We start from the raw sequence: 24956 nt of genomic DNA, 5'->3' as shown, positions 1-24956 counted from the left end.
ATAGACGAGAACGTGTTCCAGTTCTAGGGTGGCGGACTATGGACGAGCTCGGGGCGGACGTCGTGATCATCGGAGCCGGCGCGGCCGGCGTGTGCGCGGCCATCGAAGCGGCCGACGCGGGCGCCGAGGTGCTGCTGGTCGACCGGTTCTCCGGCGGCGGGGCCAGTCGCGTGAGCGGCGGCGTGGTCTACGCCGGGGGAGGCACGCCGCAGCAACGCGCCGCTGGCGTAGACGACAGCGTGGACGCGATGTACGCGTACCTGCGGATGGAAACCGGCGACGTCGTGTCGGAACGGACGTTGCGGCGGTTCTGCGAGGAAAGCGTCGACATGGTGGCGTGGCTGGAGCGCCAAGGCGTGCCGTTCGAGGGCAGCATGTGCGACTACAAGACGTCTTATCCCAGCAATAGGCACTATCTGTACTACTCCGGCAGCGAACTTTCCGGCGGCTTCCGCGACGTGGCGAAACCCGCGCCGCGCGGACACCGGGTCAAAGGGCCGGGCACGTCCGGGAAACTGCTGATGAAGCAGTTGCTGGCGGCGGCTCGCGAGCGCGGAGTGCGGGTGCTGCCGCAGACGCAGGCGACGAACCTGATCGCCGACGACTCGGGAACGGTCACCGGGGTGCTCACGCGCAGTTTGCGGGGCGCGCCTTCGTGGGTGCGGGCGCGACACGCGCGGCTCGCGGACTGGGCGGCGAAGCCGGGCATCTACGTGCCCGCGATGCGCCGGTCGCTGCATCAACGGGTGGAGCGGATCGAACGCAAGCACGCGCGTGAGTTTCGGATTAGCGCACGCCGGGGCGTCGTGCTGGCGGCGGGCGGCTTCATCGTGAACCGGGCGATGGTGCGCGAGCACGCGCCCGCGTATCGCGGCGGGCTGGATCTCGGCACCTCCGCGGACGACGGTTCCGGCATCCGGATGGGCGTGGAGGCCGGCGGGCGCACGGCGGAGCTGGACCGGGTGTCGGCGTGGCGGTTCCTGACGCCGCCGTCGGCGTTTCTCGGCGGGCTGCTGGTGGGCGCGGACGGCCGCCGGATCATCGACGAATCCCGGTACGGCGCGGCGATCGGCGAACGCATGATCGCCGGGCACGGCGGACGCGGCTGGCTGCTGGTCGACGAGCCGATCGTCGCCGAAGCCCGGCGCGACGGGCGAAAACAGGGTCAATGGTTCGCGACGTTGCAACTGCGCTATCTGCTCGGCAAGGGCCGGGTGAGCGCCGGGACGATCGAAGAAGTCGCCGCGCGAGCCGGAGTCGATCCGGCCGGGCTGGCGGCGACTTATGCCGAGTACCAGCGCGGCCCCGACCCGGCCGGCAAACCGGCGGACTTCGCCCGCCCGCTGGACACGCCGCCGTACTCCCTGATCGACGTGTCGGTGAAACCCAACCTCGGCTACCCGTGCCCGATGCTGACGCTGGGCGGTCTGGTGGTCGACGAGGACACCGGCGCGGTGGCGGGCGTCCGCGGCTTGTACGCCGCCGGGCGCACCGCGGTGGGAATCTGTTCCCGGTCGTATGTGAGCGGCCTTTCGCTGGCTGACTGCGTGTTTTCCGGTCGCCGGGCGGGGTTGCACGGCGCGCGCGGGGCGGACCGCGTCGACAAAAACGAGAACGTGTTCTAGTCTTGAGCGTGTCGAGCGAGAGAGGACGGCCGATGAGCGAGCTGGCTGCCGTGATCGAGGGGGTGCGCGACCTGCTTCCCGTGCTGCGGGAACGCGCGCAGGAGACCGAGGATGCCCGCCGGGTCCCCGCCGAATCAGTGAAAGCGCTGCAGGAGACCGGATTTTTCCGCCTGCTGCAACCGAAACCGTACGGCGGCATGGAAGCCGACCCGGTCACCTTCTACACCGCGGTCAAGCTCATCGCGAGCGCCTGCGGGTCCACCGGCTGGGTCGCGTCGATTCTCGGCGTGCACCCGTGGCACGTCGCGTTGTTCGACGCGCAAGCCCAGGCGGACGTGTGGGGCGAGGACCACGACGTGCGGATTTCTTCGTCGTACGCGCCGATGGGCAAGGCGACTGTCGTCGAGGGCGGCTACCGGCTGTCCGGGCGATGGAGCTTCTCCTCCGGAAGCGACCACTGCACGTGGGTGCTGCTGGGCGGGCCCGCGTTCGCCGACGGCAAACCGGTGGACTTCTGCACGTATCTCGTGCCGATCTCGGACTACTCCATTGTGGACGTCTGGGACACGGTCGGGCTGCGCGGCACCGGGTCCAACGACATCGTCGTCGAGGACGTTTTCGTGCCGAAGCACCGCGCGCTGAGCTTCATGGCGACGTCGAAGTGCAAGACGCCGGGCCAGGAAGTCAACCCGGGTCCGCTGTACCGGCTGCCGTACGGTTCCGTGCACCCGAGCACCATCACCGCGCCGATCATCGGGATGGCGCAGGGCGCCTACGACGCGCATGTGGAGCACCAGGGCAAGCGGGTGCGGGCGGCGTATGCGGGCGAACAGTCCAAAGAGGACCCGTTCGCGAAGGTGCGGATCGCCGAGGCGGGCAGCGAGATCGACGCGGCCTGGCTGCAGCTGACGCACAACATCGACGAGCTGTACCAGCTGGCCCGCAAGGGCGAGAAACTGCCGTTCAGCACGCGGTTGCGGGTGCGCCGGGACCAGGTGCGCGGCACCGAGCGGGCGATCTCCGCGATCGACCGGCTTTTCGAGAACTCCGGCGGCCGCGCGCTGCAGCGGGGCACGCCGATCCAGCGCTTCTGGCGCGACGCGCACGCGGGCCGGGTGCACGCGGCGAACGACGCGGAACGCGCGTACGTCATGTTCGGCACCGGCGAGTTCGGCTTGCCCGTCGAGAATGCGATGGTCTGATGGCGCCCGAAGGTTCCTATGCTGACACCGCGGGCGGTCTCCGCCTGCACTACCACGAATCCGGCGCGGAGAACGCCGAGACGGTGTTGCTGCTGCACGGCGGCGGTCCGGGTGCTTCGGCGTGGAGCAACTTCGGCCGCAACCTGCCGGTATTCGGGAAGTCTTACCGGACGCTGGCGATCGACCAGCCGGGGTTCGGCCGGTCCGGCAAGCCGGCCGAGCACCCGCAGTACTTCCGGCACAGTTCGGACGCGGTCGTCGGCCTGATGGACCGGCTCGGCATCGAAAAAGCGCACCTCGTCGGCAATTCGCTCGGCGCGGGCGCGGCGGTGCGGCTCGCGCTGAACCATCCGGGACGCGCGGGACGGCTGGTGCTGATGGGCGCGGGCGGGTTGAGCGTCAACCTGTTCGCCCCGGACCCGACCGAAGGCGTGCGGCTGCTGTCGAAGTTCGCCGGGGATCCGACCCGGGAGCGGATGGAAGCGTTCCTCCGGATCATGGTGCACGACCAGGCTCTGGTCACCGACGAGCTGATCGACGAACGCTTCGAGATCGCGCGTTCGCCGGAATCGCTCGCCGCGATGCGGGCGATGGGCAAGTCGTTCAGCCTGCCGGATTCCTTCGAGGAAGGCATGCTGTGGCGCGAGGCTTACCGCCTGCGCCAACGGGTTTTGCTCGTCTGGGGCCGGGAGGACCGGGTCAACCCGCTCGACGGCGCCCTGCTGGCGTTGAAGACGATTCCGCGTGCGCAACTGCACGTGTTCGGCGGCTGCGGGCACTGGGCGCAGCTGGAGAAGTTCGACGAGTTCAACCGACTCGCCCTCGACTTCCTCGGGAGTTCGTGATGGCTATCCGTTCGCTGGGATATCTGCGCATCGAAGCCACCGACATGGACGCCTGGCGCGTCTACGGGCTGAAGGTGCTCGGCATGGTGGAGGGTTCGGGCACCGACCCGGACGCGCTCTACCTGCGCATGGACGATTTCCCGGCGCGATTGGTGATCGTGCCGGGAGAGAAGGACCGCTTGGCGGTAGCGGGCTGGGAAGCGGCCAACGCCGCGGAACTGGACGACGTCCGCGCCCGCCTCGACGCGGCTTCGGTGCCGTACAAGGAAGGCACGCCCGAGGAGCTGGCCGACCGCCGGGTCGCGGAAATGGTCAGCTTCACCGATCCGTCGGGCAACACCCTGGAGGTGTTCCACGGGGTCGCGCTGCAGCACCGGCGTGTGGTGAGCCCGTACGGCCACCGGTTCGTGACCGGCGAGCAGGGCCTCGGCCACGTGGTTTTGTCGACCCACGACGACGAGGCCGCGCTGCGGTTCTACCGGGACGTACTGGGCTTCCGGCTCCGCGATTCGATGCGCCTGCCGCCGCAGATGGTGGGCCGCCCTGCCGACGGGGACCCGGCGTGGCTGCGGTTCTTCGGCTGCAATCCGCGCCACCACAGCCTGGCGTTCCTGCCGATGCCGACGCCGAGCGGGATCGTGCACCTGATGGTGGAGGTCGAGGAGACCGACGACGTCGGGTTGTGCCTGGACCGCGCGAAGCGCAAGAACGTCCCGATGTCGGCGACGCTCGGCCGGCACGTGAACGACCTGATGCTGTCGTTCTACATGAAGACCCCGGGCGGCTTCGACGTCGAGTTCGGCTGCGAGGGCAGGCAGGTCGAGGACGAGGACTGGATCGCGCGCGAGAGCACCGCGGTTTCGTTGTGGGGCCACGACTTCTCCGTGGGCGCGCAATGACAGCCGCCGTCTCCGACGCCGTGCCGGACCGGTTTCGCGAGGTGCTGGGCCACTTCTGCACCGGGGTGACCGTGGTGACCGGCTACGTCGAGGATTCCTCGGCTGTCGCGCCGACCGGACCGGTGGGGTTCGCCTGCCAGTCCTTCGCCGCGTTGTCGCTGGACCCGCCGCTGGTGCTGTTCTGCGTCGCCCGGACGTCGCGCACCTGGCCCGCGCTGGCCGCGGCGGGCACGTTCGCGGTGAACGTGCTCGCCGAAGACCAGCAGGCGGTCTGCGCCGAGTTCGGCCGCCGCGGCGGCGACAAGTTCTCCGGAGTGTCCTGGCGGCCCGCCCCGTCGGGCGCGCCGCTGCTGGAGGGAGCCCTGACCTGGGTGGACTGCGAAGTGCAGGCGGTCCACCCGGCCGGGGACCACTACGTGGTGGTCGGCCGCGTGACCGCGCTGGGCGAGACGTCCGACGCCCGCCCGCTGCTGTTCCACCGCGGCCAGTACACCGTCACCGAACCGGTGCCGGACGCGCTCACCGCCCTGATGCCCTGGCCCCGCCCGGACGACTGGCTCTGACTCCCGCGCACGAGGCCTACTTCCAGCGGAAGTGCACGAACACCCGCCCGAAGTTGTCCTTGTCCTTCTCGACGCGGTGGTAGAGCGCCTTCACGTCCTTGCGCTCCAGGAACCGCAGCACGTGCTTCTTCAGCTGCCCGGACCCTTTGCCCGGGATGATCTCCACGAGCGGCGCCTTCTTCGCGACCGCCTCGTCGATGACCGCGCGCAGCGCCCGGTCGATCTCCCCGCCGCGGTTGTAGATGTCGTGAAGATCGAGCTTGAGCTTCATCGGTCCTTCCTACCCCACGCACTGATAGTCGACATCGACCATTCTTATGCGTATAGTCGATCCTGACTAAGGAGCTGTGGTGAAGCGACGCGTGGTGGGGAACCCGCTCGGGCTGGCCGTGCTGGCGGGCTTGCTCGAGGAGCCGATGCATCCCTACGAGATGGCACGGCGGTTCGTGGAGTACGGCAAGGAGCGGGACTTCAAGTACACCCGCAGCTCGCTGTACATGGTGGTCGGGCAGCTGGAGAAGGCCGGGTTCATCGCGGCGCGGGAGACGCTGCGCGATTCGGCGCGCCCGGAGCGGACGGTCTACGCCATCACCCCCACCGGACGGCTTGAGCTGTTCGACTGGATGCGCGAGCTCGTCGCCGAGCCGGCCACCGAGTATCCGCTGTTCGGGGCGGCGTTGTCGCTGTTCATGGTGCTGCCGGCGGACGAGGTGCGCGAGCTGCTGCGGCAGCGGCTGGCCGCGCTCGCCGCGATCGCCGGCGAAATCCGCGCGACGATCGACGCCGCGCGGGAGCAGGGGCTCGCCTGGTGGTTCCTGGTCGAGGAGGACTACCGGCTGACGAAGGCCGAGGCGGAGCGCGGCTTCGTCGAACGGCTCGCCGAGTCGGTCGCCGGGGAGGACTACCGGCAGGCGTGGGAAACCTATTTCAAGGGGAGAACATGAACGTAGTGGTGATCGGCGGCGGCATCGCCGGCGCGACGACCGCGATGGCGTTGCAGCGGGCGGGAATCGAAGCCGCTGTCTACGAGGCTTACCCGAAGGCCGCGGACGGAGTCGGCAGCGCGCTGACGCTGTCTCCCAACGGCCGCAACGCTTTGCGGCAGATCGACGCCGACGACGCGGTGGCCGCGGTCGGCATCGAGGTGCCCGGAATGGTGATGCAGAACCACAACGGCCGGGTAGCCGGCAGATTCGACGGGCTGCCGGGCCTGCCGTCGAGCCTGCTGCTGCGCCGGGACCGGCTGTACCGCGCGCTGATGGACGAAGCGCTGAGCCGGGGGATCGCGGTCGAATTCGGCAAGCGCCTGAAGTCTGTCGAGAACAAGCCGGACCAGGTGGTCGCGCATTTCGCCGACGGTTCCTCCGCGACCGGCGACGTGCTGATCGGCGCGGACGGCATCCGGTCGGCGGTCCGGTCCGCTGTGGACCCGGCGGCGCCTGCTCCGCGCTACGCCGGATTGCTCGGCCTCGGCGGCTGGATCCGCAACCCCGGCCTGCCGGTCACCGGGAACTACCAGCATTTCGCCTTCGGCAAACGGGCGTTCTTCGGCTACTTCGTCGACGCGGACGAGATTCTCTGGTTCAGCAACGTCCCCGCCGCCGACCCGGCGGAGGCGAAGACCGCGTCGCCGGAGCACTGGCTCTCGGTGCTGCGCGAACGGCACGCCGACGACGTCCCGGCGCGCGACATCATCTCCCTGCTGAAGCCGGCGGACGTCGCCCAGCCGGGGATCCTGGAGGACATCCCGACGGTGCGGACGTGGCATCGCGGCCGGATCGTCCTGGTCGGCGACGCCGCGCATCCGACGTCGCCGAGTTCCGGGCAGGGAGCGTCGCAGGCGATCGAGAGCTCTCTCGAACTGGCTCGTGCGTTGCGGGACGCTCCTGACGCGGCAACGGCTTTCGCCCAGTACGAGGCGGCCCGGCGGGAATGGGTCGAGCGGATCATCGCGCGGGCGGCGAAGATCAACAACGACAAGGCGGCGGGGCCGGTGGCGCGAATTATGCGGGATCTGCTGATGCCCCTGATGATGAAGACGGTGCTGACTCCGGACAAGATGTTCGGGGACGTGCATCGGCACCGGATCGAGTTCGGGTCTTCTCGCGCCTCGGTCTAGCGGAGCCACACGAGCGCGGACCGCTGGCCCGGGTCACGCGGAGCGGGGTCCGTTCGGACGCCCGCAGCAGCGCGCCGGCCGGGTCCGCTCGGGCCGGCGCGGCGGGGTGCGGGCGCTGGCGGACGGTGCGGCCGTCCGTCAGCCCAGGGTCTGCCACCAGCCGTCCACCGGCGCCGCGGCGGCCGCGTCGATCCGCTGCCCGGGTTTCGGGATCGCGAGCGGGAGGTCGTTGGCCCTGGCCTCCCGCCACACCTTGTCCGCGGGATCCGACCAGGCGTGCATGGCCAGCGTGAACGTCGCCCAGTGCACCGGGATCAACAGTCCGCCGCGCACGTCCAGATGGGCGGCGACGCCTTCCTCCGGCGTCATGTGGATGTCCGGCCACTGCGGGGCGTACGCGCCGACCTGGATCAGCGTCGCGTCGAACGGGCCGTGCTTCGCGCCGATCTCGGCGAAACCGGCGAAATATCCGGTGTCGCCGCTGTAGTACACGCGATGCTCCGGACCGGCGATCACCCACGACGCCCACAGCGTGCTGTCGTTCGCGAGGCCGCGGCCGGAGAAGTGCTGCGCGGGCGTGGCGACGAAGCGGATCCCGGCCACGAGAGCGTCCTCGTGCCAGTCGAGTTCGATGATCCGCGCGGCCGGGACGTGCCACCGTTCGAGATGCGCGCCGACGCCGAGCGGGACGAGGAAGGGTGCGTCGGTCAGCGAAATCAACGTATGGACGGTGGGCAGGTCCAGGTGGTCGTAATGGTCGTGGGAGATCACGATCGCGTCCAGCCTGCCCAGCTCCCGCAGCGAAACCGGGGGAGCGTGCAGCCGCCGCGGCCCGGCGAACGCGGCGGGCGAAACCCGGTCGCCCCACACCGGATCGCACAGCACGCGGGTGCCGTCGATCTCCACCAACGTGGACGCATGTCCGTACCAGGTAAGGAAAAGACCGTCGGCGGAGGAGGCGGCGGGCGAGGAGACCAGCGGGATCGCGCCGCCCGGCCGCCGGCGGGCGCGGTCCTCGCCGAACAGGAATTCGCGCACGAGCCCGCCGGGGGAGGAGGGCGTCGCACGAGTGGCGGCGGCGTTGTGGAATACGCCGTCGGCGTACTGCGGAGACTGGCGCATCCGCTCAGCACGAGCTCCGGCGGCCTTCGCGCCGAAGGCCGCCGGAATCAATGCTGGGAAGCTCATGCCACCGAGTCTAGGAAGCGTTCCTGAGAGGAGCCCCAGCTTCGTGCAGGTGCCGCAGCGTCTGCCGGTACGAGGACACCAGCCCGGTGCGCAGGTACGGGATGCCGATCTCGGCGCAGTAGGCCTCCACCACCGGCTGGGCGCGGCGCAGGTGCACCGACGGCATGCTCGGGAACAAGTGGTGCTCGATCTGGTGGTTGAGGCCGCCGAGCAGGACGTCGATCACCGGTCCGCCCGCGACGTTCCGGGAGGTGAGCACCTGCTTGCGCAGGAAGTCCAGATCCGTCTTGCCGGTCAGCGTCGGCATGCCCTTGTGGTTCGGCGCGAAGATCGAACCCATGTAGACGCCCCACAGTCCCTGGTGGACCGCGAAGAACAGCAGCGCCAGGCCCGGCGGCAGGACGATGAACAGCGCGGCGAGGTAGACCGCGAGGTGGGTGAACAGCAACGCCGCTTCGAGCCCGCGGCGGCGCAGTCCGGGGCGCGCGACGGCGCGGATGCCGGACCAGTGCAGGTTGAGGCCTTCGAGGGTGAGCAGCGGGAAGAACAGCAGCGCCTGGTGCCGCCCGACGAACCGGGGCAGGCCGCGCGCCTCGCGGGCCTGGCGCTGGGACCAGACGAGGATGTCCGGGTCGACGTCCGGGTCCAGCTCCTCGTGGTTCGGGTTGGCGTGGTGGCGGGTGTGCTTGTCCATCCACCACCCGTAGCTCATCCCGATGCCGAGGTTCCCGGCGAGGCGCCCGGCGATCTCCGCGGGACGGCGCGTCCGGAACACCTGCCGGTGCGCGAGATCGTGCGAAAGCAGGGCGATCTGCCCGAACAGGAACGCCTGGAACGCGGCCACGGCGAGCTGCCACCACGAGTCGCCGAGCAGCGCGAACGCGACCCAGCCTCCCGCGAACAGCACGGTCACGAGCGAGATTCGAGCGGTGTAGTAGCCGGGGCGGCGGTCGAGCAGACCGGCGTCGGTGATCCGGCGGCAAAGCCGGGCGAAGTCGCTTCCCGGCCGTGGGGGCGAGGGGAGGACGAGCTTTTCGGTGGTCACCCGGGCGAGTATTGCGGCGCGGCGCCCCGGCGGGAAACCAGCAGACCCGACGGCTCGTGCTGGGGTTGTCCCCACCCCGCTCCTGTGCATTCCCGAAGCGGTGCTGCTCAAGCGCGTGCCGAGGCGCCGGGCGACGGCTCCGGCGCGGCCGTGAGGGGCAGCAGGGTTACTCCGTGTGCCCATGAAATTTCCGTCGTTCGGCGGTCTGCTTCCCGCCGCCCCTCCGCGCAGCGACGCCTCCTCAGCGCAGCTCGCCGCCGGACCGCCGCCGGGTCACCTCCGCGATGCTCGCCCAGTCGAGGTCCGCGCCGACCTGGTCGACCGCAGTGGCGAACACGTCCTGGAGAACCGGTCCGGAGAGCAGTTCGACGCCCAGCTCGCCGGCGGTGTCCAGCGCGAGCTTCAGGTCCTTCAGCCCCAGCGCGGCGGTGAACCCCGGCGGCGTGTAGGCTCCGGCGGCGATGGCGTCCCCGTAGCCGCGGTAAACCGCGCCGGGAAAGACGGAATCGTTGATCATGTCGACGAACCGCCCGGCGTCCAGTCCGGCGTGCTGCAGCAAGGTGATCGACTCGGACAGCGCCTGCAATGCGTGAATGATCAGATAGTTCACCGAAATCTTCGCCGTCGGCGCGGCGTCCGCGGCGTCGCCGAACTCCCAGACCCGCCGTCCGATCGCGGCGAGCATCGGCGCCGTTTCGGCGCGGACGTCCGCGTCGCCGGACACCAGCACAGTCAGGTTCCCGGCCACCACTGCTTCCGGGCGGCCGACCACCGGCGCACTGAGGTACCGCCCGCCCCGCGCGGCGAACTCGCGGGCTGCCTCCGGGCTGATTGTCGCGTGGTTGACGTGGGCGAAGCCCTCCGGCGCGGAGCGCATCCGCTCGGCGGTGAACACCTGCCGCACCGCCGCTTCGTCGCTCAACATGGAGAAGACGGTCCCGGTCGCGATCGCGTCCTCGGGAGTTTCGCCCACGGTCGCGCCTCGCGCTGCCAGCTCGTCCGCTTTGCCCGCGCTGCGGCTCCACACGGTGACGTCGTAGCCCGCGTCGAGCAGGCGACCGGCGAGGGCAGTGCCCATCCTCCCGAGCCCGATGAAACCCACCCGGCGTGACGGTTCAGTCATGATCATTCCTCCGGTCATTGACGGTTCTGCCGGTTCCGCCGGCTCAGCGCTTCGGTCATTTCTTCGTCGATCTTGCTCAGCAGCGCGCGGTTCGGCCGGAGCGTGCCCTCGATGTCGCGCAGCCTTCCCGCCACCGCGGGTGCCGCAGGCGAGCAGGCTCGCGGGCCGAGCGCGCCACTCCCGGCAGAGGTAGTCCAGCGCGTTCTTGAGCACTCCCGGACAGTCCCGATCGTGGTCCTACTGCTGCGCCGCGGACTTGACCGGCTCGTCCAGGAACGGCAACGCGATCTCCGCGAGGCCGACCAGCCCGCGTCCAGGCCGCGACATCCCCGCAGATCCGGGAAGGGCGAGTGCCGCCCACGACGACAGCAATGCGTTTCTTGTCCGCCATGGTCGCGGTCCGCCCTTTAGTTCGCCTCGCGGACTGTTGGTTACACGAACCAAAATAGTTGGTGTCACGAACTGAGCGGGCTCACCTCGTCCCCGTGACCGCTTCCCCGCCCGCGGACCTCCCGCCGCCGGAGCTGAACTTGACCGACGCCCTTGTCCAGCTGTCGTTCATCGTGCAAGCCGTACTGGGCCGGCACGGACTGTCCGTCACCCGGCTGCGCAAGCTCGCCGTGCTGGACGGCCGCGAGATCGGCATGCGGCACCTGGCCGGAATCCTCGAACTGGAGAAGTCCAGCGTCACCGGGCTGGTGGACCGCGCCGAACGCCGCGGCCTGGTCCAGCGCATCGCCGTCCCCGGCAACCGCCGCGCCGTCCACGTCACGGTCACCCCGGCGGGACGAGCCGTGGTGCACCAGGTGCGCGAGGCGACCGGCACCGAGACAGGCCGGCTGGCGGCAACCCTGAGCGACAGCCGTCAGGACACCTTCCACCGGACCGTCGAGGCGCTGATCCACCAGAGCACGCCATCCCGTTGTAAAACCGGGCCGCGGCACGCGGTTCGAGGGCTGCGAAACCGGTACGAAACCAACCTGCCGAGAGCCGCGCCTTCTGGCAGCGTGTTCGCATGCGCAGCTACTACCTCCCCCCGATCGTCCCCGTAGTCGCTCTCGTCCTCATGCCGTTCCTCCCCTTCGTCAACTCCTCCGGCCTGTGGCTGGGCTTGCCGAAGATGATGGTCTGGGGCGCGTTCTGGTGTCTCATGTTCACTCCGGCGCTGCTGCTGTCGGAACGGCTGCTGTCCCGCAGCGGCGAGGAGGATTGACGATGATCCTCGCCTTCACCCTCGCCGGCATCGTGCTCATCGGCGTGCTCGGCTTCGTCGGCCGCCGCCGTCCCGCCGCGGACCTCGCGGAATGGACCGTCGGCGGCCGGAAGTTCGGCGCGCTGACCATGTGGTTTCTGCAAGCCGGCGAGGTCTTCACGACCTTCACCTTCCTCGGCATGGCCGGGCTGGCGTTCTCCGGCGGCGTGGCCGCGATGTACGCGCTGCCCTACGTGCCGATCGCTTACGTCCTCTTGTTCTTCCTCGCCAAGCGGATCTGGCGGATGGGCAAGGAGCGCGGCTACCTGACCCAGGGCGATTTCCTCGCGGACCGGTATTCGAGCCGCGCGCTGGGCACGGTGTCGGCGATCCTCGGCGTCGTGTTCGTGCTGCCGTACCTGCAACTGCAGATCACCGGGCTCGGACTGATCGTCCGGCTCGTCACCGGCGACCACGCCTCCGGCACGCTCAGCATGATCGCGGGCAGCGTGCTGGTGGTCGCGTTCGTGCTGTGGGCCGGGCTGCGCGGCGTCGCGGCGACGTCGTACTTCAAGGACGCGATCATGCTCGTCGTCCTGGTGGTGCTGATCATCGCGGTGCCCGCGCATTTCGCGGGCGGCGTGTCCGGGGTGTTCCACAAGATCGACCAGCTGCATCCGGAGAAGCTGTTCGTGCACGCCGGGGCCAACGACCACACGTGGTTCATCACCAGCATGCTGGTCAGCGCGATCGGCGTCGGGCTGATGACGCTGCCGCACACCTGGCCCGCGCTGATGTCCGCGCGCGACCCGAAGGTGCTGCGCCGCAACTACACCTGGATGCCGGTGTACGAGCTGTGCCTGCTGCTGCCGATGATCATCGGATTCGCGGCGATCCTGGTGGTGCCCAAGGGAAGCGACCCGAACGGCGTGCTGCTGTCGTTGAGCAAGGAGGCGCTGCCGGGCTGGGTCACCGGGCTCGTGGTCGTCGCCGCGACGGCCACCGCGATGGTGCCCGCGGCGGGCATCCTGATCGGCATTTCCTCCCTGGTGGCAAGGAACATCACCCGGGTGCGCGGCGAGCGCAGGCAGTTCTGGATCAACCACGGGACGGTCGTGCTGGCCAGCGCGCTCGCCCTGGTGCTCGGCATCTTCCGGCCGGACCTGCTGGCGAACCTGCTGCTGCTCACCTACTCCGGGTCGGTGCAGCTGGCCCCGGCGAACCTGCTGGGCTTCCTGAAGAAGGTCCCGGTCGGCAAGGTTCCGGTGTTCGCCGGGCTGCTGGCGGGCGAGGTCGTGGTGATCTGGCTGACCTTCGTGGACACCAAGCTCGCCGGCACCGTGAACGTCGGGCTGGTCGGGCTCGCGGTCAACGTGGTCGTGCTCGCGATCGCGGCAGTCGTCGAACGGGCCGGGAACCGGTCCGGAGACGTTGTGCGGACAGGAGAACCGGTATGACGCGGACCCTTTTCACCGGCGGCACGGTGTTCGACGGGACGGGCAGCGCGCCCGCGCTCGCGGATGTCGCGGTCGAGGACGGCCGGATCGTCGAGGTCGGCCCGGGCCTCGACGGCGACCGCGCGGTGGACTGCGCCGGCGCGATGCTGCTGCCCGGGATGTTCGACTGCCACGTGCACGTCACGGTGTCCGATCTCGGGTTGCTGCAGCGCGTCCAGAAGCCGTTCTCGTACCAGTTCTACGAGGCGGCCCGGAACCTGTGGACCACGCTGAAGCTCGGCATCACCACCGTGCGCGACGCCGCCGGGGCCGATCTGGGCATCAAGCAGGCGCTCGCGGACGGCTTGATCCCCGGGCCTCGCCTGGAAATCGCGATCGGCCTGATCAGCCCGACGGGCGGGCACGGCGACGGATGGATGCCGTCCGGGCATTGCGTCCCGCTCTCGCTCCCGCACCCCGGCCGTCCGAGTGCGCTGGCGGACGGCCCCGACGAGATGCGCCGAGTCGCACGCACGCTGCTGCGCGCCGGGGCCGACGTGCTGAAGGTCTGTACTACCGGTGGCGTGCTGTCTCCTCGGGACGATCCCCGGCATTCGCAGTTCACCCCGGAGGAATTGGCCGTCCTGGTCGCCGAAGCGACCATGCGGGGGCGTGCGGTGATGGCCCACGCGCAGGGCGCGGAGGGGGTCAAGAACGCCGTCCGCGCCGGGATCCGGTCGATCGAACACGGCATCTACCTCGACGACGAGGCGATCGAACTGATGCTCGCGCGCGGCACCTGGCTCGTCCCGACGTTGGTGGCGCCGGTGAACGTCATCCGCGCGGCGGCCGCCGGCGCCGCGCTGCCGGATGCGGTGGTGCAGAAAGCGAAAGAGGTCGCGGAGGTCCATCTGGATTCAGTGCGCCGGGCCGTCGAAGCCGGGGTCCGGATCGCGATGGGCACCGACAGCGGCGTCGGCCCGCACGGGACGAATCTCGAAGAGCTGGACCTGATGCGGACGGCCGGGATGAGCCCCGCGGCCGTGCTGGCCGCCGCGACGTCGTCGGCCGCTCAGCTGCTGGGCAAGGACGGCGAACTGGGCCGCTTGGCTCCGGGGCATTGCGCGGACCTCGTGGTTGTTTCGGGCGATATTTACGATTTCCCGGCTCTGGCGGGGAACGTTCGGGAAGTCTGGCAGGACGGAGCGCGCGCGGTTTAGGGCGGGGCTTTCGGGAGCACGGCATACTGGCCGCCGTGATCATGAAAACCGAGGAACGCCACGCTTCCTGGCTTGAGCTTTTCTTCGACCTGGTCGCGGTCGCCGGCGTCGCCCAGCTTTCGCACCTCGTGCGCGGAACGACTTCCTGGAGCGACGCCGGCCTCTACGTCGTGTGCTTCCTCGCGTTCTGGACCGCGTGGATGTGCTTCACCGTGTACGGCAACGTCACCGGCGAAGCGGCGCACACGATGCCGGTGCTGCTGGCGATGGCCGGGCTCGTTTTCATGGCCGGCGCGGTGCACGACCTCGACGAGCACGCCCAAGCCTTCGCGATCGCTTACGTCGCGGTGCGCGGTCTGGCGAGCCGGGTGTGGGAGGGCCGGGAGAACACCCGGATCATTGTCGAATGGCCGGTCGTGCACGCCGGGATGGGCGTGGTGCCGTGGTTCGTTTCGTTCTGGGTCGACGCGCCCGGGAAGTACCTGCTGTGGGCGCTGGGGCTGGGGATCGACCTGGTGGCCGGGCTGACCATGTCCGGGGAGCGGGTCGCGGCCAGGATGACGGAACGAGCCACCCAGTCCAGGCGGCCGGCGCCGGGGCTGGCTTTCGCGCACTTGGACATCGCGCACTTCGGCGAGCGGCTGGGGCTGTTCACGATCATCGTGCTGGGCGAGGGCGTCCTGACTGTCACCGAGGCGGCGACGGAGGTCCCGGACTGGGCCGGACCGTTGTTCTGGACGGTTCTCGGGGTGCTGGCGCTGCTCGCGGCATTGTGGGGCGCGGCGTTGTTCCAGGGCTTCGGCGGGATTCCCTACTTGTCGCACACTGCCTGGGGGCCGCGGGCTCTGCTGCCGGTGCATTGCCTGGTGGCCGGGTTGCTCGCGGCGCTGGCGGCCGGGTTCGGGGATGTCGTGGAGTCGGTCTCGCCCGGGCACGTCGCCGCGGGGACGCGGTGGCTGCTGTGCGGCTGTGTCGCCGCGTTCACGGTGGTGGGCGTCGCGGCGCGGGTGGCCTCCAAGATGTGGAAACGGTGGGATTTCGTCGCGGTGCTCGCCGGGCTGGGGATCCCGGCCGGGCTGGGATTCCTCGGCGGGACGCTGACTCCGGCGCGGTTCCTGTGGGTCCTGGTCTTGGCGATCCTGCCGGGGCTGGTGCGGGAGTTCCCGCGGCGGCGGCGGGCTGCCGCTCCTGGCGCGGAAGGTGCGTGAGGGAGTCCCTCGTGGTTCCCGCATGGACCTTCAGGCGCCGGCGAGGAGATCCTTCAGCGCGGCCGCGAACTTGGCCGGATTGCGCTGCGGCGCCAGGTGCGCGCCCGGCGTCTCGGTGAAGGGCAGCCCGAGTTCGAGCGCGAGGATTTTGGCGGGCTGGTAGTGGTACCAGCCGCGGCTGCCCTCCCCGGCGACCGGCACGATCTCGGTGTTCGTCCGGCGCAGCGCGCGCAAGTCCGGCAGGTAGTCGAAGAACTCGGTCAGCTCGCGGTCGAACAACCGGAGCCAGTCGCCCTCGTTCGGCAGCCGCAGATGCGGCAGGTCGGGCAGCGCGGCTCCGGCGATCCCGTCCGCGAACCGCGTGACCGCGCCCATCAGATCACCCGAACGGGCCAGCCGGACCTGCGCCGCGGCGGCCTCGAGAATCCCCTCGGCGTCCGGCATCAGCTGGATCGCGGGCGGTTCGTGCGCGACGAACGCGGCGACCCGGTCCGGATGCCGCGCGACGAGATCCAGCCCGATCAACGCGCCGGCACTGGTGCCGAACATCGCGACCGGCCCGCTCCCGCCGACGTGGTCGAGAACCGCGAGCGCGTCGTCCGCCTGCAGCGGCACCGGAACGGGTCCGGTGGTGGTGTCCGTGCTGGAGAAATGGCCGCGCCGGTCGTAGGTGATCACGGTGAAGTCCGTGCGCAAAAGCTTGACCAGCGCCCGGAACGAGTCCGCCGCGCCGGTCCCGCCGGGGACCAGCAGCAGCCGCGGCCCCTCGCCGGTCGTGCGGACGGCCAGCTCGCCGCCCTCGACCGGACAGCGATGCTCGGCAGTCTCCGCGTCTTCCGCGATCATGCCGAGAGTCAAGCACAACCCGGGTCACCCGATCGCTTCCGGGACGCCGGTTTTTGTCGGTGGCGGGTGCGAGACTCCGGGAATGACGAGTTGGGATGAGTTCAGTGCCGCCGCCCCGTCACTGGCCTCGCGCGTACGGGCCCGCTTCGCCGCCGCGGATTCGCACGTCGTGGCCACCCTGCGCAGCGACGGTTCGCCACGGGTGAGCGGTTCGGAGATCGACTTCCGCGACGGCGAGGCGTACGTCGGGTCGATGCTCGACGCCCGCAAGGCCCGCGACCTCCAGCGCGACGACCGCTTCGCCCTGCACGCCTGCCCCGGCATCGAGGAAGGCGGCGACGCGAAAATCGCCGGCCGCGCGGTGGAGATCACCGACCGGGCGGAGGTCGCGCGCATCCAGGAGGGCCAGGAAAGCCACCTGTTCCGGCTGGATCTGCGAGAGGCCGTGGTGACGTGGGTGGAGGACAACACGCTGTGGATCGAATCATGGCATCCGGGCAGCTGGGTGCGGTTCGCGAGGCCGGACAACGGTCCCGCGGTGCGGACCGAGCTGGGGTGATGGGGGAGGGGAGCCCGCTCCGCTCTCGATGACGGCGCTCGCGGCGCGGGTCGTCAGGAGGGGCGCTGGAGACAGGGGAGGCGTTGAGGACCGCTGGAGGCTGGGGCCATTGAGGTGTTAAGGACCGCTGGAGCGCTGGGGCCATTGGAGAGAGGGGCAGGCGTTGAGGACCGCTGGAGCGCTGGGGCCGATGGGGAGAGTGGGAGGCGTTAAGGAGCGCTGAGAGCCGCTGGGAAGCGCTGAGGACAGGGCGCGGTGGCGGACCGGGGAGAAGGCTGGAGATGTGTGGAGCGAACAGTGCGATGAGCCCTAGCCTGGGCCGATGAAACTCACGTCCACTGTGCTCGACGCGCCCGACCCTCGCGCGCTGGCCGAGTTCTACCGGGAGTTGCTCGGGTGGCCGATCGGCGCCGATGAGCCGGAGTGGGTCACCTTGCGGCCGTCCGGTGGCGGGGCGGGGCTGTCGTTTCAGCGGGAAACGCGGTACGTGCCGCCGGTGTGGCCCGCCGGTGCCGGGGAGCAGCAGATGCAGTTGCACCTCGACTTCGAGGTCGACGGCCGCGCGGCGCTGGAATCCGCGGTCACGAAGGCGGTCGCCGCGGGTGCTCGGGTGGCGGAGTTTCAGCCGCAGCAGCATGTGCGCGTGCTGCTGGATCCGGCCGGGCATCCGTTCTGCTTCTGGACGGACGACCGGCCTTAGCCAGCACCGCACCGGCGGCGGAAAGCTCCCGGCGCTGGCGTGCCGCGGCTGCGCCGTCGAACCGGTGGGCTTTCCGCGCGAGAGTTTGCTTGCCGCAACGGAACTGGTGCCAGCGCGGCACGTAACCGGCCAGACCCGGGCTGCCTGCTCAGTTCCGGTTTGTCGCAGCAGCCACGCCCAACTGGCTCCGCCCGGCTTCGAGGTCGTCGCTGTGGCGATGCTCCGTCGGCTCAGCTCGACTCTCCGTTCGTCGCTGTGGCGATGCTCCGTCGGCTCAGCTCGGCTCGCCGTTCGTCGCTGTGGCGATGCTCCGTCGGCTCAGCTCGGCTCGCCGTTCGTCGCTGTGGCGATGCTCCGCTTCCCGTTTGCCGCGGTGGCTGTGCCCCGTCAGCTCAGATCCGCTCCAGAATCGTCGCGGTAGCCATCGCCCCGCCCGCGCACATCGACACCAGCGCCGTCGTCGCGTCGCGGCGTTCCAGTTCGTGCAGCGCGGTCGTCAGCAGCCGCGCGCCGGTGCTCCCCACCGGGTGCCCCAGCGCGATCGCTCCGCCGTTGACGTTCACCCGTGTCTCGTCCGGATTGTGCACGCGCTGCCACGAAAGCACGACCGACGCGAAGGCCTCGTTCACCTCGAACAGGTCCACGTCGCCGATCTTCATCCCGGCCGCGTCGAGAACCCGCGTCGTGGCCTGGACCGGACCGTCCAGGTGGTAGTACGGCTCCGCGCCGACCAGTGCCTGCCGCCGGATCCGCGCACGCGGGCGCAGGCCGAGCGAGCGGGCCAGCGAGGCGTCCATGATCAGCACCGCCGCGGCGCCGTCGGAGATCTGGGACGACGAACCCGCCGTGTGGATTCCGTCCGGCACCACGGGCTTCAACCGCGCCAGACCCTCCATTGTGGTCTCCCGCAGCCCCTGATCCCGTTCCACCGCGCCGGCTTCCGTCGTGACAGGCACGATCTCCCGCGAGAAATGCCCAGCCGACCACGCGGCGGCGGCGTTGGTCTGCGACCGCACTCCGAACGCGTCGACGTCCTCGCGCGTGATGCCGCGCCGGATCGCGATCCGTTCTGCCGCACCGTATTGGTCCGGCAGGTCGATCGACCACGCGTCCGGCTTGGGGGAGCCGACGCCCTCGCCGCGGTTCGCGCCGAGGGGAACTCGGCTCATCGCTTCCGCGCCGCACGCGACGCCGACGCTGATCGCGTCCGCCGCGATCAAGCCGGCGATCAGATGCGCGGCCTGCTGCGCCGAACCGCATTGCGCGTCGATCGTCGTGGCTCCGGTCGATTCCGGCAGGCCCGCGTGCAGCCAAGCGGTGCGGGTCAGATTGCCGCACTGCTCGCCCGCCTGCGTGACCGCTCCGCCGATCACCTGCTCCACCTCGGCCGGGTCGATGCCCGCCCGTTCGACCACCCCGCGCACCGCCGCGCCCAGCAGTTCGGCCGCGTGCAGGCCGGACAGCCAGCCGCCGCGCTTGCCGATCGGCGTGCGTGCCGCGGCCACGATCACCGGTTCGCCCACGAGTGTCCCCTTCCGGAAGCTTCCTACCCGCAAAACTAGAACACGTTCCTGTTAATGACAAGCGAACGCACGGCAGCGCGGAAGTCGATCACGAAACGATGAGCGTGCGCTCACCTGCGCCAACGACTTCTGGAACGGTAAAGTAAACAGGTTTCACTCAAGCGGGTTCCGCTGGTTAACACCGTATGCTCTACTGGGGTCATAGAACGCGTTGCAGTTGGGTATCACCGCCGATCCCGCGCAGGAGGCCAAGCCGTGGCAGCTCCGCTTTTGCCCGCCGGTTTCGACTTCACCGATCCGGACCTCTACGCCAGCAGGCTGCCCCTGGAGGAGTTCGCCGAACTCCGCCGCACGGCGCCCGTCTGGTGGAACCCGCAGCCGCACAACACCGCCGGATTCGGCGACGACGGCTACTGGGTCGTCACGCGACACGCCGACGTCAAGGCGGTCTCGCGCGACAGCGAGCTCTACTCGTCGAGGGAAAAGACCGCGATCATCCGGTTCGACGACCAGATGACCGCCGAGGGCCTCGACGCCAACCGGCTCGTCCTGCTGAACATGGACGCGCCGCAGCACACCAAGCTCCGCCGCATCGTCTCGAAGGGGTTCACCCCGCGCTCGATCGCCAAGCTTGAGGACACCTTGCGCGAGCGCGCCGAGCGGATCGTGCACGAGGCCAAGAAGAAGGGCACTGGCGACTTCGTCACCGACGTCGCGTGCGAGCTGCCGCTGCAGGCGATCGCCGAGCTGATCGGCGTGCCGCAGGAGGACCGGCTCAAGATCTTCGACTGGTCCAACCAGATGATCGCCTACGACGACCCGGAATACGACCTCGAGCCGATCGCCGCGTCCGCCGAACTCGTCGGCTACGCCTGGAACATGGCCGAGGACCGCCGCCGCTGCCCGATGGACGACATCGTCACGAAGCTCGTCCAGGCCGACGTCGACGGCGAATCGCTCGGCTCCGACGAGTTCGGGTTCTTCGTGATCCTGCTGGCCGTCGCGGGCAACGAGACCACCCGCAACGCGATCACGCACGGCATGAAGGCGTTCCTGGACCACCCGGACCAGTGGGACGTCTTCAAGGAGCAGCGCCCGAAGACCGCGCCGGACGAGATCGTCCGCTGGGCGACGCCGGTCGTCGCCTTCCAGCGCACCGCGACCCGCGACACCGAACTGGGCGGCGCGCGGATCCGCGAGGGCGACCGCGTCGGGATGTTCTACAGCTCGGCCAACTTCGACCCCGAGGTCTTCGACGAGCCCGGCAAGTTCGACATCCTGCGCGAGGACAACCAGCACGTCGGCTTCGGCGGCACCGGTTCGCACTACTGCATCGGCGCGAACCTGGCCCGGCTGGAGATCGACCTGATCTTCAACGCGATCGCCGAGGCGATGCCGGGCATCGCCGAGGTCTCCGCGCCGGAGCGGCTGCGTTCCAGCTGGCTCAACGGGATCAAGCACTACCAGGTCCGCTACGCCTGAGCAGGCGAAACGCCCGGGGACGCGAGCTGACCGGCAAGGAGCGCGACGCACCGGCATGATGGCCCCGTGCGCACGACGGTAGACGCGGAATTCGGCGTCCGGGTGACGAAACCCGGCCTCGCCGCGATCTCGGTCGCCGCCGTGCGCGCGGACGCCGGCGAACTCACCGTGTCCGACGCCGGTTCCGCGCGCACCGCCGAGTTCGAACACGGCACCCGCGCGGAGGTGTACGACCTCGCCGAGGGCGAGCATCGCGTCGCCTATCACGGCGAACGCGTGCTGCACCGCGGCAATGCCGAACCCGTCACGCTCGCCGACATCGCGCGGTACACCCGCCCCAGCCGGTACTGTCCGTGCGACCGGATGGGCGGGCTGTTGCCGGCGGGCATCGGGGATCTGGACGGCGCGCGGGCGCGAGTGCAGGCGATCGTGGACCACGTACACGGCAGGCTTGCGTACGTCGTCGGCTCCGGCGACCCCACCCACGACGCCATCGACACGCTCCTCGCCGGCGAAGGCGTCTGTCGCGACTTCGCGCACGTATGCGTCGCACTGTGCCGACTCGTCGACGTGCCCGCGCGCTACACGTCGGTGTACGCGCCGGGTTTGCAGCCGATGGACTTCCACGCGGTTTTCGAAGCAGGCATCGACGGCCGCTGGTACGTCTTCGACGCCACTCGGCTGGCCCCGCGCCAGTCCATGCTCCGCATCGCGACCGGACGCGACGCCGCCGACACCCCGTTCCTCGCGACGCTGGGCTGCGAACTGGACTTCCTCGGCGCGACCGTCTTCGCCACGACCGACGAGCCGCTGCCGCGTGACGACGGGCACGCCCCGGTCGTACTGGCTTGAATGCGTGTCTTTTGCGACAAACAGCGCGTCCGCTGGGTAAACAGTGACGGTGAAGCGTTCCCGCAAGACCCCTGGGCCGAGTAAGTGGGCCCGCGCGCGTGCCCGGTACCGATGGCTGGACCACATCGCGCGCGCCACCAACCGGTACATCGACTACGGCGGCTACCACTACGTCGCGTCGATTACTTACTTCAGCCTGCTGTCGCTGGTGCCGATCCTCATGCTGTCGTCGTCGGCGGCCGGGTTCGTGCTCGCCACGCAGCCGCATTTGCTCAACGCGCTGGTGCGCGGCATTTCCGGCGCGCTCCCCGGTCCGATCGGCGCGCAGGTGTCGTCGATCCTGACCGGCTTCGTGGAGCAGCGCACCGGAGTCGGGGTCGCCGGTCTGGTCGTGGGCCTGTACTCCGGCTGGAACTGGATGAACGCGCTGCGGGACGCGCTCACCGCGATGTACGGCCAGAACCGGTCCGAGGAGCCGCTGCTGCGCACGATCCTCATGGACGTCCTGGCGCTGCTCGGCCTGGCCGCGGCGCTGCTGGTGTCGTTCGGGATCTCGGTGTCCGGCACCGCGGTCGGCCGCTCGCTGCTCGGGCTGGTCGGGGTCGAGGACACGAGCTGGGGACACAACCTGCTGTCGTTCGTCTCGGTGCCGCTGGCGCTGCTCGCCGACTGGCTGGTGTTCCTGTGGGTGCTCACCCGGCTGCCGCGCGAACGCGTCGGCTGGCGCAGTGCGATGCGTGGCGCGGTCGCCGCGGCGGTGGGCTTCGAACTGCTCAAGCTGGCCGGCGGGTTCTACCTGAACCTGATCAGCAAGTCGCCTTCCGGCGTGGCGTTCGGTTCGGTGATCGGTCTGCTGTTCTTCATCTCGCTGATCGCGCGGATGCTGATTTACATCACCGCCTGGACCGCCACCGCGCGCGACGCTCCGCGCAAGCCGATCCAGCCCCCGGCGGCGACGCAGCTGCGGCCGATCATCGTGCCCAAACAACACAGCGGGAAGGCGGCGGTCCTGGGGGCGATAGTGGGGGCGTTGGGGGCGGCGGTCGCGTTGCGAAGGGGGCGGCGAAAGGACTCGTGAGCGTTTGTCCCGGTTAGAACCGGGACCAACGCTCACGCGGGCTTTGCTGCCCCCACCACCCACATGCTGTAGTACTGCGAGCCGCCGCCGTAGGCGTGCCCCATCGCGATGCGCGCACCGTCCACCTGATAGTCGCCAGCGCGGCCCATCACCTGCTTGGCCGCCTCGGAGAACCGCAGCATCCCGGAAGCGCCAATGGGATTCGACGACAGCACGCCGCCGGACGGGTTCACCGGCAGCCGTCCGCCGATCGCGGTTTCGCCGGCTTCGGTGATCTTCCAGCCCTCGCCTTCGGCGGCGAAGCCGAGGTTTTCCAGCCACATCGGCTCGAACCAGGAGAACGGCACGTAGATCTCGGCAACGTCCACTTCGGACAGCGGATCGGTGATGCCGGCGTCGCGCCACAACGCCGCGGCTGCGTCGCGGCCGGCTTGCGGGCTGACCTGGTCGCGTCCGGCGAACGTCGTGGGCTCGGTCCGCATCGCCGTCGAATGGATCCACGCCGCACCGCCCGGCACGGCGTCTCCGGCGGCTTCGTCGCCGAGCACCATCGCGCAGGCACCGTCGGAGGACGGGCACGTCTCGTCGTACCGGATCGGGTCCCACAGCATCTGCGAGGCCTGCACCGACTCGACTGTGATGTCGGCCTGCTGCAAGTGCGCGAACGGATTCAACGCGCCATTGCGCCGATCCTTCGCCGCCACGATCGCCCCGATGTGCTCGGGCGCGCCGGAACGGCGGATGTAGGACCGCACGTGCGGCGCGAAGTAGCCACCGGCGCCAGCGCCGACCGGCATCTGGAACGGCGGCAGAATCGACAGGCCCCACATCGCGTTCGATTCGGACTGCTTCTCGAATGCCACCGTCAGCACGCGCCGGTGCACGCCGGACTGGACCAGCGAAGCGGCGACCAGCGCCGTCGAGCCGCCGACCGAGCCCGCGGTGTGCACGCGAATCAACGGTTTCCCGTTCGCACCCAACGCGTCCGCGAGGAACAGCTCGGGCATCATGACGCCCTCGAACAGGTCCGGCGCCTTGCCGATCACGACGGCTTCGATGTCGTCCCAGCCGACCTGGGCGTCCGCCATCGCGCGGTCGATCGCTTCGCGGATCAGACCGGCCATCGACACGTCGGTGCGCTTCGCGCGGTGGTGCGTCTGCCCGGTCCCGAGCACCGCGGCGAGCTGTTTCGTCATCGTGCCTCCAGCACGGCGAGGAGGTTCTGCTGCAGGGCGGGTCCGCTGGTCGCGTGGGCGAGCGTCTTGGCCGCCTCGCCGCGATGGATGCGCGCGGCGGCCTCGCCGATACGCGCGAGCCCGGCGGAGAACATGGGATTCCCGGTGAGCGCGCCGCCGGACGGGTTGATCCGGACGCGGTCGTCGAGACCGAGTTCGCGGCGCAGGATGAGTTCCTGGTGCGTGAACGGCGCGTGCAGTTCGGCCAGTTCGACGCCGTCGAGGTCCAGCCGTGCCGCGGCGATGGCGGTCGACGGGGAACGCGTGAGGTCGCGCGCGCCGAGGACGGGGGAGTCGATGCGGTGCTCCAGCCCGGAGATGATCGCGGGCCGCTCCACGAGGTCGCGGGCCCGTTCCGCGGACGCCAGGATGATCACCGACGCACCATCCGTCACCGGCGCGATGTCGTGCGCGCGCAGGGGATCGGCGACATACGGGGTGTCGAGCAGTTCGGCGGCGTCCACGGTTCCGGACAGCTGTGCGGCCGGATTGTTCGCCGCATCCGCCCGCGAACGGGCAGCGACTTCGGCCAAGTCCTTTTCGGACCACAGCCCGCCGTCAAGACCCAACCGTGCTTGCAGGCCGGCGATCGCCAGCGAGTCCGGCCACAGCGGAGTGACGAGGTACGGGTCCAGCTGCATCGCCATGACCCGGCGGAGCTGTCCGGCGCTGGCTTTGCCGAAGCCGTACACGAGCGCGGTGCCGACCTCGCCGGTGCGGATCTTCAGCCACGCCTCATACAGCGCCCAGGCGGCGTCCATTTCCACATGGGACTCGTTGATCGGCGGGAACGCGCCCAGCGCGTCCACCGCGGCGATGAACGAAAACGCGCGCCCGGCGAGGTAGTCCGACGATCCGGAGCACCAGAATCCGATGTCTTGTTTGGACAGTCCGGTCGCGGCGAAGGCCTCGGCGAGGATCGGCACGAGCATTTCCACGCCGTTGGTGGTGCCCTCGGTCTTGCGGACGTTGGGCGCCTGCGCGAAACCGGCTACGGCTACTTCAGGCATGGTTCC

25 protein-coding genes are annotated in these 24956 nt (G+C 69.9%); 17 read left to right on the top strand and 8 right to left on the bottom strand.

Going from position 1 to position 24956, the window contains the following annotated elements:
- Nucleotides 1-38: 38 nt before the first annotated feature.
- From BM362_RS22915 to hsaB, 5 genes are read left to right on the top strand one after another with little or no spacing between them, the layout of a single operon-like run.
- Nucleotides 39-1625: an FAD-binding protein gene (locus BM362_RS22915; RefSeq protein ID WP_093574450.1), complete on the top strand. Its 1587-nt coding sequence runs from the start codon at nucleotides 39-41 to the stop codon at nucleotides 1623-1625.
- A 32-nt stretch (nucleotides 1626-1657) separates the two neighbouring features.
- The gene (gene hsaA / locus BM362_RS22910) at nucleotides 1658-2827 is read left to right on the top strand and encodes a 3-hydroxy-9,10-secoandrosta-1,3,5(10)-triene-9,17-dione monooxygenase oxygenase subunit (protein WP_093574449.1); all 1170 of its coding nucleotides are present in this window, start codon (nucleotides 1658-1660) and stop codon (nucleotides 2825-2827) included.
- Nucleotides 2827-3672, top strand: coding sequence for a 4,5:9,10-diseco-3-hydroxy-5,9,17-trioxoandrosta-1(10),2-diene-4-oate hydrolase (hsaD, locus tag BM362_RS22905; RefSeq protein WP_208865295.1), 846 nt, complete (start codon nucleotides 2827-2829; stop codon nucleotides 3670-3672). Before hsaA ends, hsaD begins: the two co-directional genes overlap by 1 nt.
- Nucleotides 3672-4571, top strand: coding sequence for an iron-dependent extradiol dioxygenase HsaC (gene hsaC, locus BM362_RS22900; protein ID WP_067579622.1), 900 nt, complete (start codon nucleotides 3672-3674; stop codon nucleotides 4569-4571). The genes hsaD and hsaC overlap by 1 nt, the downstream gene beginning before the upstream one ends.
- On the top strand, nucleotides 4568-5134 hold the full coding sequence (gene hsaB / locus BM362_RS22895) for a 3-hydroxy-9,10-secoandrosta-1,3,5(10)-triene-9,17-dione monooxygenase reductase subunit (RefSeq protein WP_093574448.1): 567 nt from the start codon (nucleotides 4568-4570) through the stop codon (nucleotides 5132-5134). The genes hsaC and hsaB overlap by 4 nt, the downstream gene beginning before the upstream one ends.
- Nucleotides 5135-5150: 16 nt before the next feature.
- Here the strand turns inward: hsaB and BM362_RS22890 are convergent, their stop codons facing one another.
- Nucleotides 5151-5405 carry a Smr/MutS family protein gene (locus tag BM362_RS22890; protein ID WP_009075408.1) on the bottom strand — a complete coding sequence of 85 codons (255 nt, stop codon included), beginning with the start codon at nucleotides 5403-5405 and terminating at the stop codon, nucleotides 5151-5153.
- Between the two features lie 79 nt (nucleotides 5406-5484).
- Between BM362_RS22890 and BM362_RS22885 the strand changes: the two genes are divergently transcribed.
- Both BM362_RS22885 and BM362_RS22880 read left to right on the top strand, forming a co-directional pair.
- Entirely contained in the window at nucleotides 5485-6078 is a 594-nt protein-coding gene (locus BM362_RS22885) for a PadR family transcriptional regulator (protein WP_232791586.1), read from the top strand.
- Nucleotides 6075-7253, top strand: a complete 1179-nt coding sequence (locus BM362_RS22880; RefSeq protein WP_067579613.1) for an FAD-dependent oxidoreductase — start codon at nucleotides 6075-6077, stop codon at nucleotides 7251-7253. Before BM362_RS22885 ends, BM362_RS22880 begins: the two co-directional genes overlap by 4 nt.
- A 138-nt stretch (nucleotides 7254-7391) precedes the next feature.
- Here the strand turns inward: BM362_RS22880 and BM362_RS22875 are convergent, their stop codons facing one another.
- From BM362_RS22875 to BM362_RS22865, 3 genes are all read right to left on the bottom strand, one after another.
- Nucleotides 7392-8441: an MBL fold metallo-hydrolase gene (locus BM362_RS22875; RefSeq protein WP_093574446.1), complete on the bottom strand. Its 1050-nt coding sequence runs from the start codon at nucleotides 8439-8441 to the stop codon at nucleotides 7392-7394.
- A 10-nt stretch (nucleotides 8442-8451) separates the two neighbouring features.
- Nucleotides 8452-9486: a fatty acid desaturase family protein gene (locus tag BM362_RS22870; RefSeq protein ID WP_067579607.1), complete on the bottom strand. Its 1035-nt coding sequence runs from the start codon at nucleotides 9484-9486 to the stop codon at nucleotides 8452-8454.
- A gap of 241 nt (nucleotides 9487-9727) precedes the next feature.
- On the bottom strand, nucleotides 9728-10609 hold the full coding sequence (locus BM362_RS22865) for an NAD(P)-dependent oxidoreductase (RefSeq protein ID WP_093574511.1): 882 nt from the start codon (nucleotides 10607-10609) through the stop codon (nucleotides 9728-9730).
- A 485-nt stretch (nucleotides 10610-11094) separates the two neighbouring features.
- Between BM362_RS22865 and BM362_RS22855 the strand changes: the two genes are divergently transcribed.
- From BM362_RS22855 to BM362_RS22835, 5 genes are read left to right on the top strand one after another with little or no spacing between them, the layout of a single operon-like run.
- Complete coding sequence (locus tag BM362_RS22855; RefSeq protein ID WP_093574445.1) at nucleotides 11095-11661, top strand: MarR family winged helix-turn-helix transcriptional regulator; 567 nt, start codon at nucleotides 11095-11097, stop codon at nucleotides 11659-11661.
- A complete protein-coding gene (locus BM362_RS22850) occupies nucleotides 11625-11822 on the top strand; it encodes a hypothetical protein (protein ID WP_037713222.1) in 198 nt (65 codons plus the stop codon). The genes BM362_RS22855 and BM362_RS22850 overlap by 37 nt, the downstream gene beginning before the upstream one ends.
- 2 nt (nucleotides 11823-11824) lie before the next feature.
- A complete protein-coding gene (locus BM362_RS22845; RefSeq protein ID WP_093574444.1) occupies nucleotides 11825-13258 on the top strand; it encodes a sodium:solute symporter family protein in 1434 nt (477 codons plus the stop codon).
- Nucleotides 13255-14457, top strand: a complete 1203-nt coding sequence (locus BM362_RS22840; protein ID WP_067579602.1) for a metal-dependent hydrolase family protein — start codon at nucleotides 13255-13257, stop codon at nucleotides 14455-14457. The genes BM362_RS22845 and BM362_RS22840 overlap by 4 nt, the downstream gene beginning before the upstream one ends.
- A gap of 41 nt (nucleotides 14458-14498) precedes the next feature.
- Entirely contained in the window at nucleotides 14499-15665 is a 1167-nt protein-coding gene (locus BM362_RS22835) for a low temperature requirement protein A (RefSeq protein WP_244287243.1), read from the top strand.
- 30 nt (nucleotides 15666-15695) lie between these two features.
- Here BM362_RS22835 and BM362_RS22830 read toward each other — a convergent pair whose 3' ends face one another.
- Complete coding sequence (locus BM362_RS22830) at nucleotides 15696-16511, bottom strand: alpha/beta fold hydrolase (protein ID WP_067579600.1); 816 nt, start codon at nucleotides 16509-16511, stop codon at nucleotides 15696-15698.
- 82 nt (nucleotides 16512-16593) lie between these two features.
- Here BM362_RS22830 and BM362_RS22825 point away from each other — a divergent pair, with 82 nt between their 5' ends.
- Both BM362_RS22825 and BM362_RS22820 read left to right on the top strand, forming a co-directional pair.
- The gene (locus BM362_RS22825) at nucleotides 16594-17070 is read left to right on the top strand and encodes a pyridoxamine 5'-phosphate oxidase family protein (RefSeq protein ID WP_093574442.1); all 477 of its coding nucleotides are present in this window, start codon (nucleotides 16594-16596) and stop codon (nucleotides 17068-17070) included.
- A 322-nt stretch (nucleotides 17071-17392) separates the two neighbouring features.
- Nucleotides 17393-17770: a VOC family protein gene (locus BM362_RS22820; protein ID WP_093574441.1), complete on the top strand. Its 378-nt coding sequence runs from the start codon at nucleotides 17393-17395 to the stop codon at nucleotides 17768-17770.
- Nucleotides 17771-18162: 392 nt separating this feature from the next.
- On the opposite strand, the gene BM362_RS22815 is transcribed toward BM362_RS22820, so the two are convergent.
- Nucleotides 18163-19293 carry a steroid 3-ketoacyl-CoA thiolase gene (locus BM362_RS22815; protein WP_093574440.1) on the bottom strand — a complete coding sequence of 377 codons (1131 nt, stop codon included), beginning with the start codon at nucleotides 19291-19293 and terminating at the stop codon, nucleotides 18163-18165.
- A gap of 255 nt (nucleotides 19294-19548) precedes the next feature.
- On the opposite strand from BM362_RS22815, the gene BM362_RS22810 reads away from it, so the two are divergent.
- The 3 genes from BM362_RS22810 (at nucleotide 19549) to BM362_RS22800 (ending at nucleotide 22705) form a co-directional block, all read left to right on the top strand.
- On the top strand, nucleotides 19549-20775 hold the full coding sequence (locus BM362_RS22810; RefSeq protein WP_067579591.1) for a cytochrome P450: 1227 nt from the start codon (nucleotides 19549-19551) through the stop codon (nucleotides 20773-20775).
- A 66-nt stretch (nucleotides 20776-20841) separates the two neighbouring features.
- Nucleotides 20842-21627, top strand: a complete 786-nt coding sequence (locus BM362_RS22805; RefSeq protein WP_067579589.1) for a transglutaminase-like domain-containing protein — start codon at nucleotides 20842-20844, stop codon at nucleotides 21625-21627.
- A gap of 43 nt (nucleotides 21628-21670) precedes the next feature.
- Nucleotides 21671-22705: a YhjD/YihY/BrkB family envelope integrity protein gene (locus tag BM362_RS22800; protein ID WP_093574439.1), complete on the top strand. Its 1035-nt coding sequence runs from the start codon at nucleotides 21671-21673 to the stop codon at nucleotides 22703-22705.
- 32 nt (nucleotides 22706-22737) lie between these two features.
- On the opposite strand, the gene BM362_RS22795 is transcribed toward BM362_RS22800, so the two are convergent.
- Complete coding sequence (locus BM362_RS22795; protein ID WP_093574438.1) at nucleotides 22738-23901, bottom strand: thiolase domain-containing protein; 1164 nt, start codon at nucleotides 23899-23901, stop codon at nucleotides 22738-22740.
- Complete coding sequence (locus tag BM362_RS22790) at nucleotides 23898-24950, bottom strand: thiolase domain-containing protein (protein ID WP_093574437.1); 1053 nt, start codon at nucleotides 24948-24950, stop codon at nucleotides 23898-23900. Before BM362_RS22790 ends, BM362_RS22795 begins: the two co-directional genes overlap by 4 nt.
- Between the last annotated feature and the right edge of the window lie 6 nt (nucleotides 24951-24956).

It is taken from the genome of Amycolatopsis rubida (assembly GCF_900115345.1).
GTDB lineage: Bacteria > Actinomycetota > Actinomycetes > Mycobacteriales > Pseudonocardiaceae > Amycolatopsis > Amycolatopsis rubida.
Note: the sequence above shows the minus strand (reverse complement) of the source record. Positions and strands in the feature narration are given on the sequence as shown.

What these genes read in the sequence shown, in the direction of transcription:
- BM362_RS22830 (WP_067579600.1), bottom strand. Translation starts at nt 16,511, where the DNA reads ATGATCGCGGAAGACGCGGAGACTGCCGAGCATCGCTGTCCGGTCGAG.
- BM362_RS22875 (WP_093574446.1), bottom strand. Translation starts at nt 8,441, where the DNA reads ATGAGCTTCCCAGCATTGATTCCGGCGGCCTTCGGCGCGAAGGCCGCC.
- BM362_RS22850 (WP_037713222.1), top strand. Translation starts at nt 11,625, where the DNA reads ATGCGCAGCTACTACCTCCCCCCGATCGTCCCCGTAGTCGCTCTCGTC.
- BM362_RS22880 (WP_067579613.1), top strand. Translation starts at nt 6,075, where the DNA reads ATGAACGTAGTGGTGATCGGCGGCGGCATCGCCGGCGCGACGACCGCG.
- hsaC (WP_067579622.1), top strand. Translation starts at nt 3,672, where the DNA reads ATGGCTATCCGTTCGCTGGGATATCTGCGCATCGAAGCCACCGACATG.
- BM362_RS22835 (WP_244287243.1), top strand. Translation starts at nt 14,499, where the DNA reads ATGAAAACCGAGGAACGCCACGCTTCCTGGCTTGAGCTTTTCTTCGAC.
- BM362_RS22840 (WP_067579602.1), top strand. Translation starts at nt 13,255, where the DNA reads ATGACGCGGACCCTTTTCACCGGCGGCACGGTGTTCGACGGGACGGGC.
- BM362_RS22915 (WP_093574450.1), top strand. Translation starts at nt 39, where the DNA reads ATGGACGAGCTCGGGGCGGACGTCGTGATCATCGGAGCCGGCGCGGCC.
- BM362_RS22865 (WP_093574511.1), bottom strand. Translation starts at nt 10,609, where the DNA reads ATGACTGAACCGTCACGCCGGGTGGGTTTCATCGGGCTCGGGAGGATG.
- BM362_RS22790 (WP_093574437.1), bottom strand. Translation starts at nt 24,950, where the DNA reads ATGCCTGAAGTAGCCGTAGCCGGTTTCGCGCAGGCGCCCAACGTCCGC.
- hsaD (WP_208865295.1), top strand. Translation starts at nt 2,827, where the DNA reads ATGGCGCCCGAAGGTTCCTATGCTGACACCGCGGGCGGTCTCCGCCTG.
- hsaB (WP_093574448.1), top strand. Translation starts at nt 4,568, where the DNA reads ATGACAGCCGCCGTCTCCGACGCCGTGCCGGACCGGTTTCGCGAGGTG.
- BM362_RS22820 (WP_093574441.1), top strand. Translation starts at nt 17,393, where the DNA reads ATGAAACTCACGTCCACTGTGCTCGACGCGCCCGACCCTCGCGCGCTG.
- BM362_RS22795 (WP_093574438.1), bottom strand. Translation starts at nt 23,901, where the DNA reads ATGACGAAACAGCTCGCCGCGGTGCTCGGGACCGGGCAGACGCACCAC.
- hsaA (WP_093574449.1), top strand. Translation starts at nt 1,658, where the DNA reads ATGAGCGAGCTGGCTGCCGTGATCGAGGGGGTGCGCGACCTGCTTCCC.
- BM362_RS22845 (WP_093574444.1), top strand. Translation starts at nt 11,825, where the DNA reads ATGATCCTCGCCTTCACCCTCGCCGGCATCGTGCTCATCGGCGTGCTC.
- BM362_RS22825 (WP_093574442.1), top strand. Translation starts at nt 16,594, where the DNA reads ATGACGAGTTGGGATGAGTTCAGTGCCGCCGCCCCGTCACTGGCCTCG.
- BM362_RS22890 (WP_009075408.1), bottom strand. Translation starts at nt 5,405, where the DNA reads ATGAAGCTCAAGCTCGATCTTCACGACATCTACAACCGCGGCGGGGAG.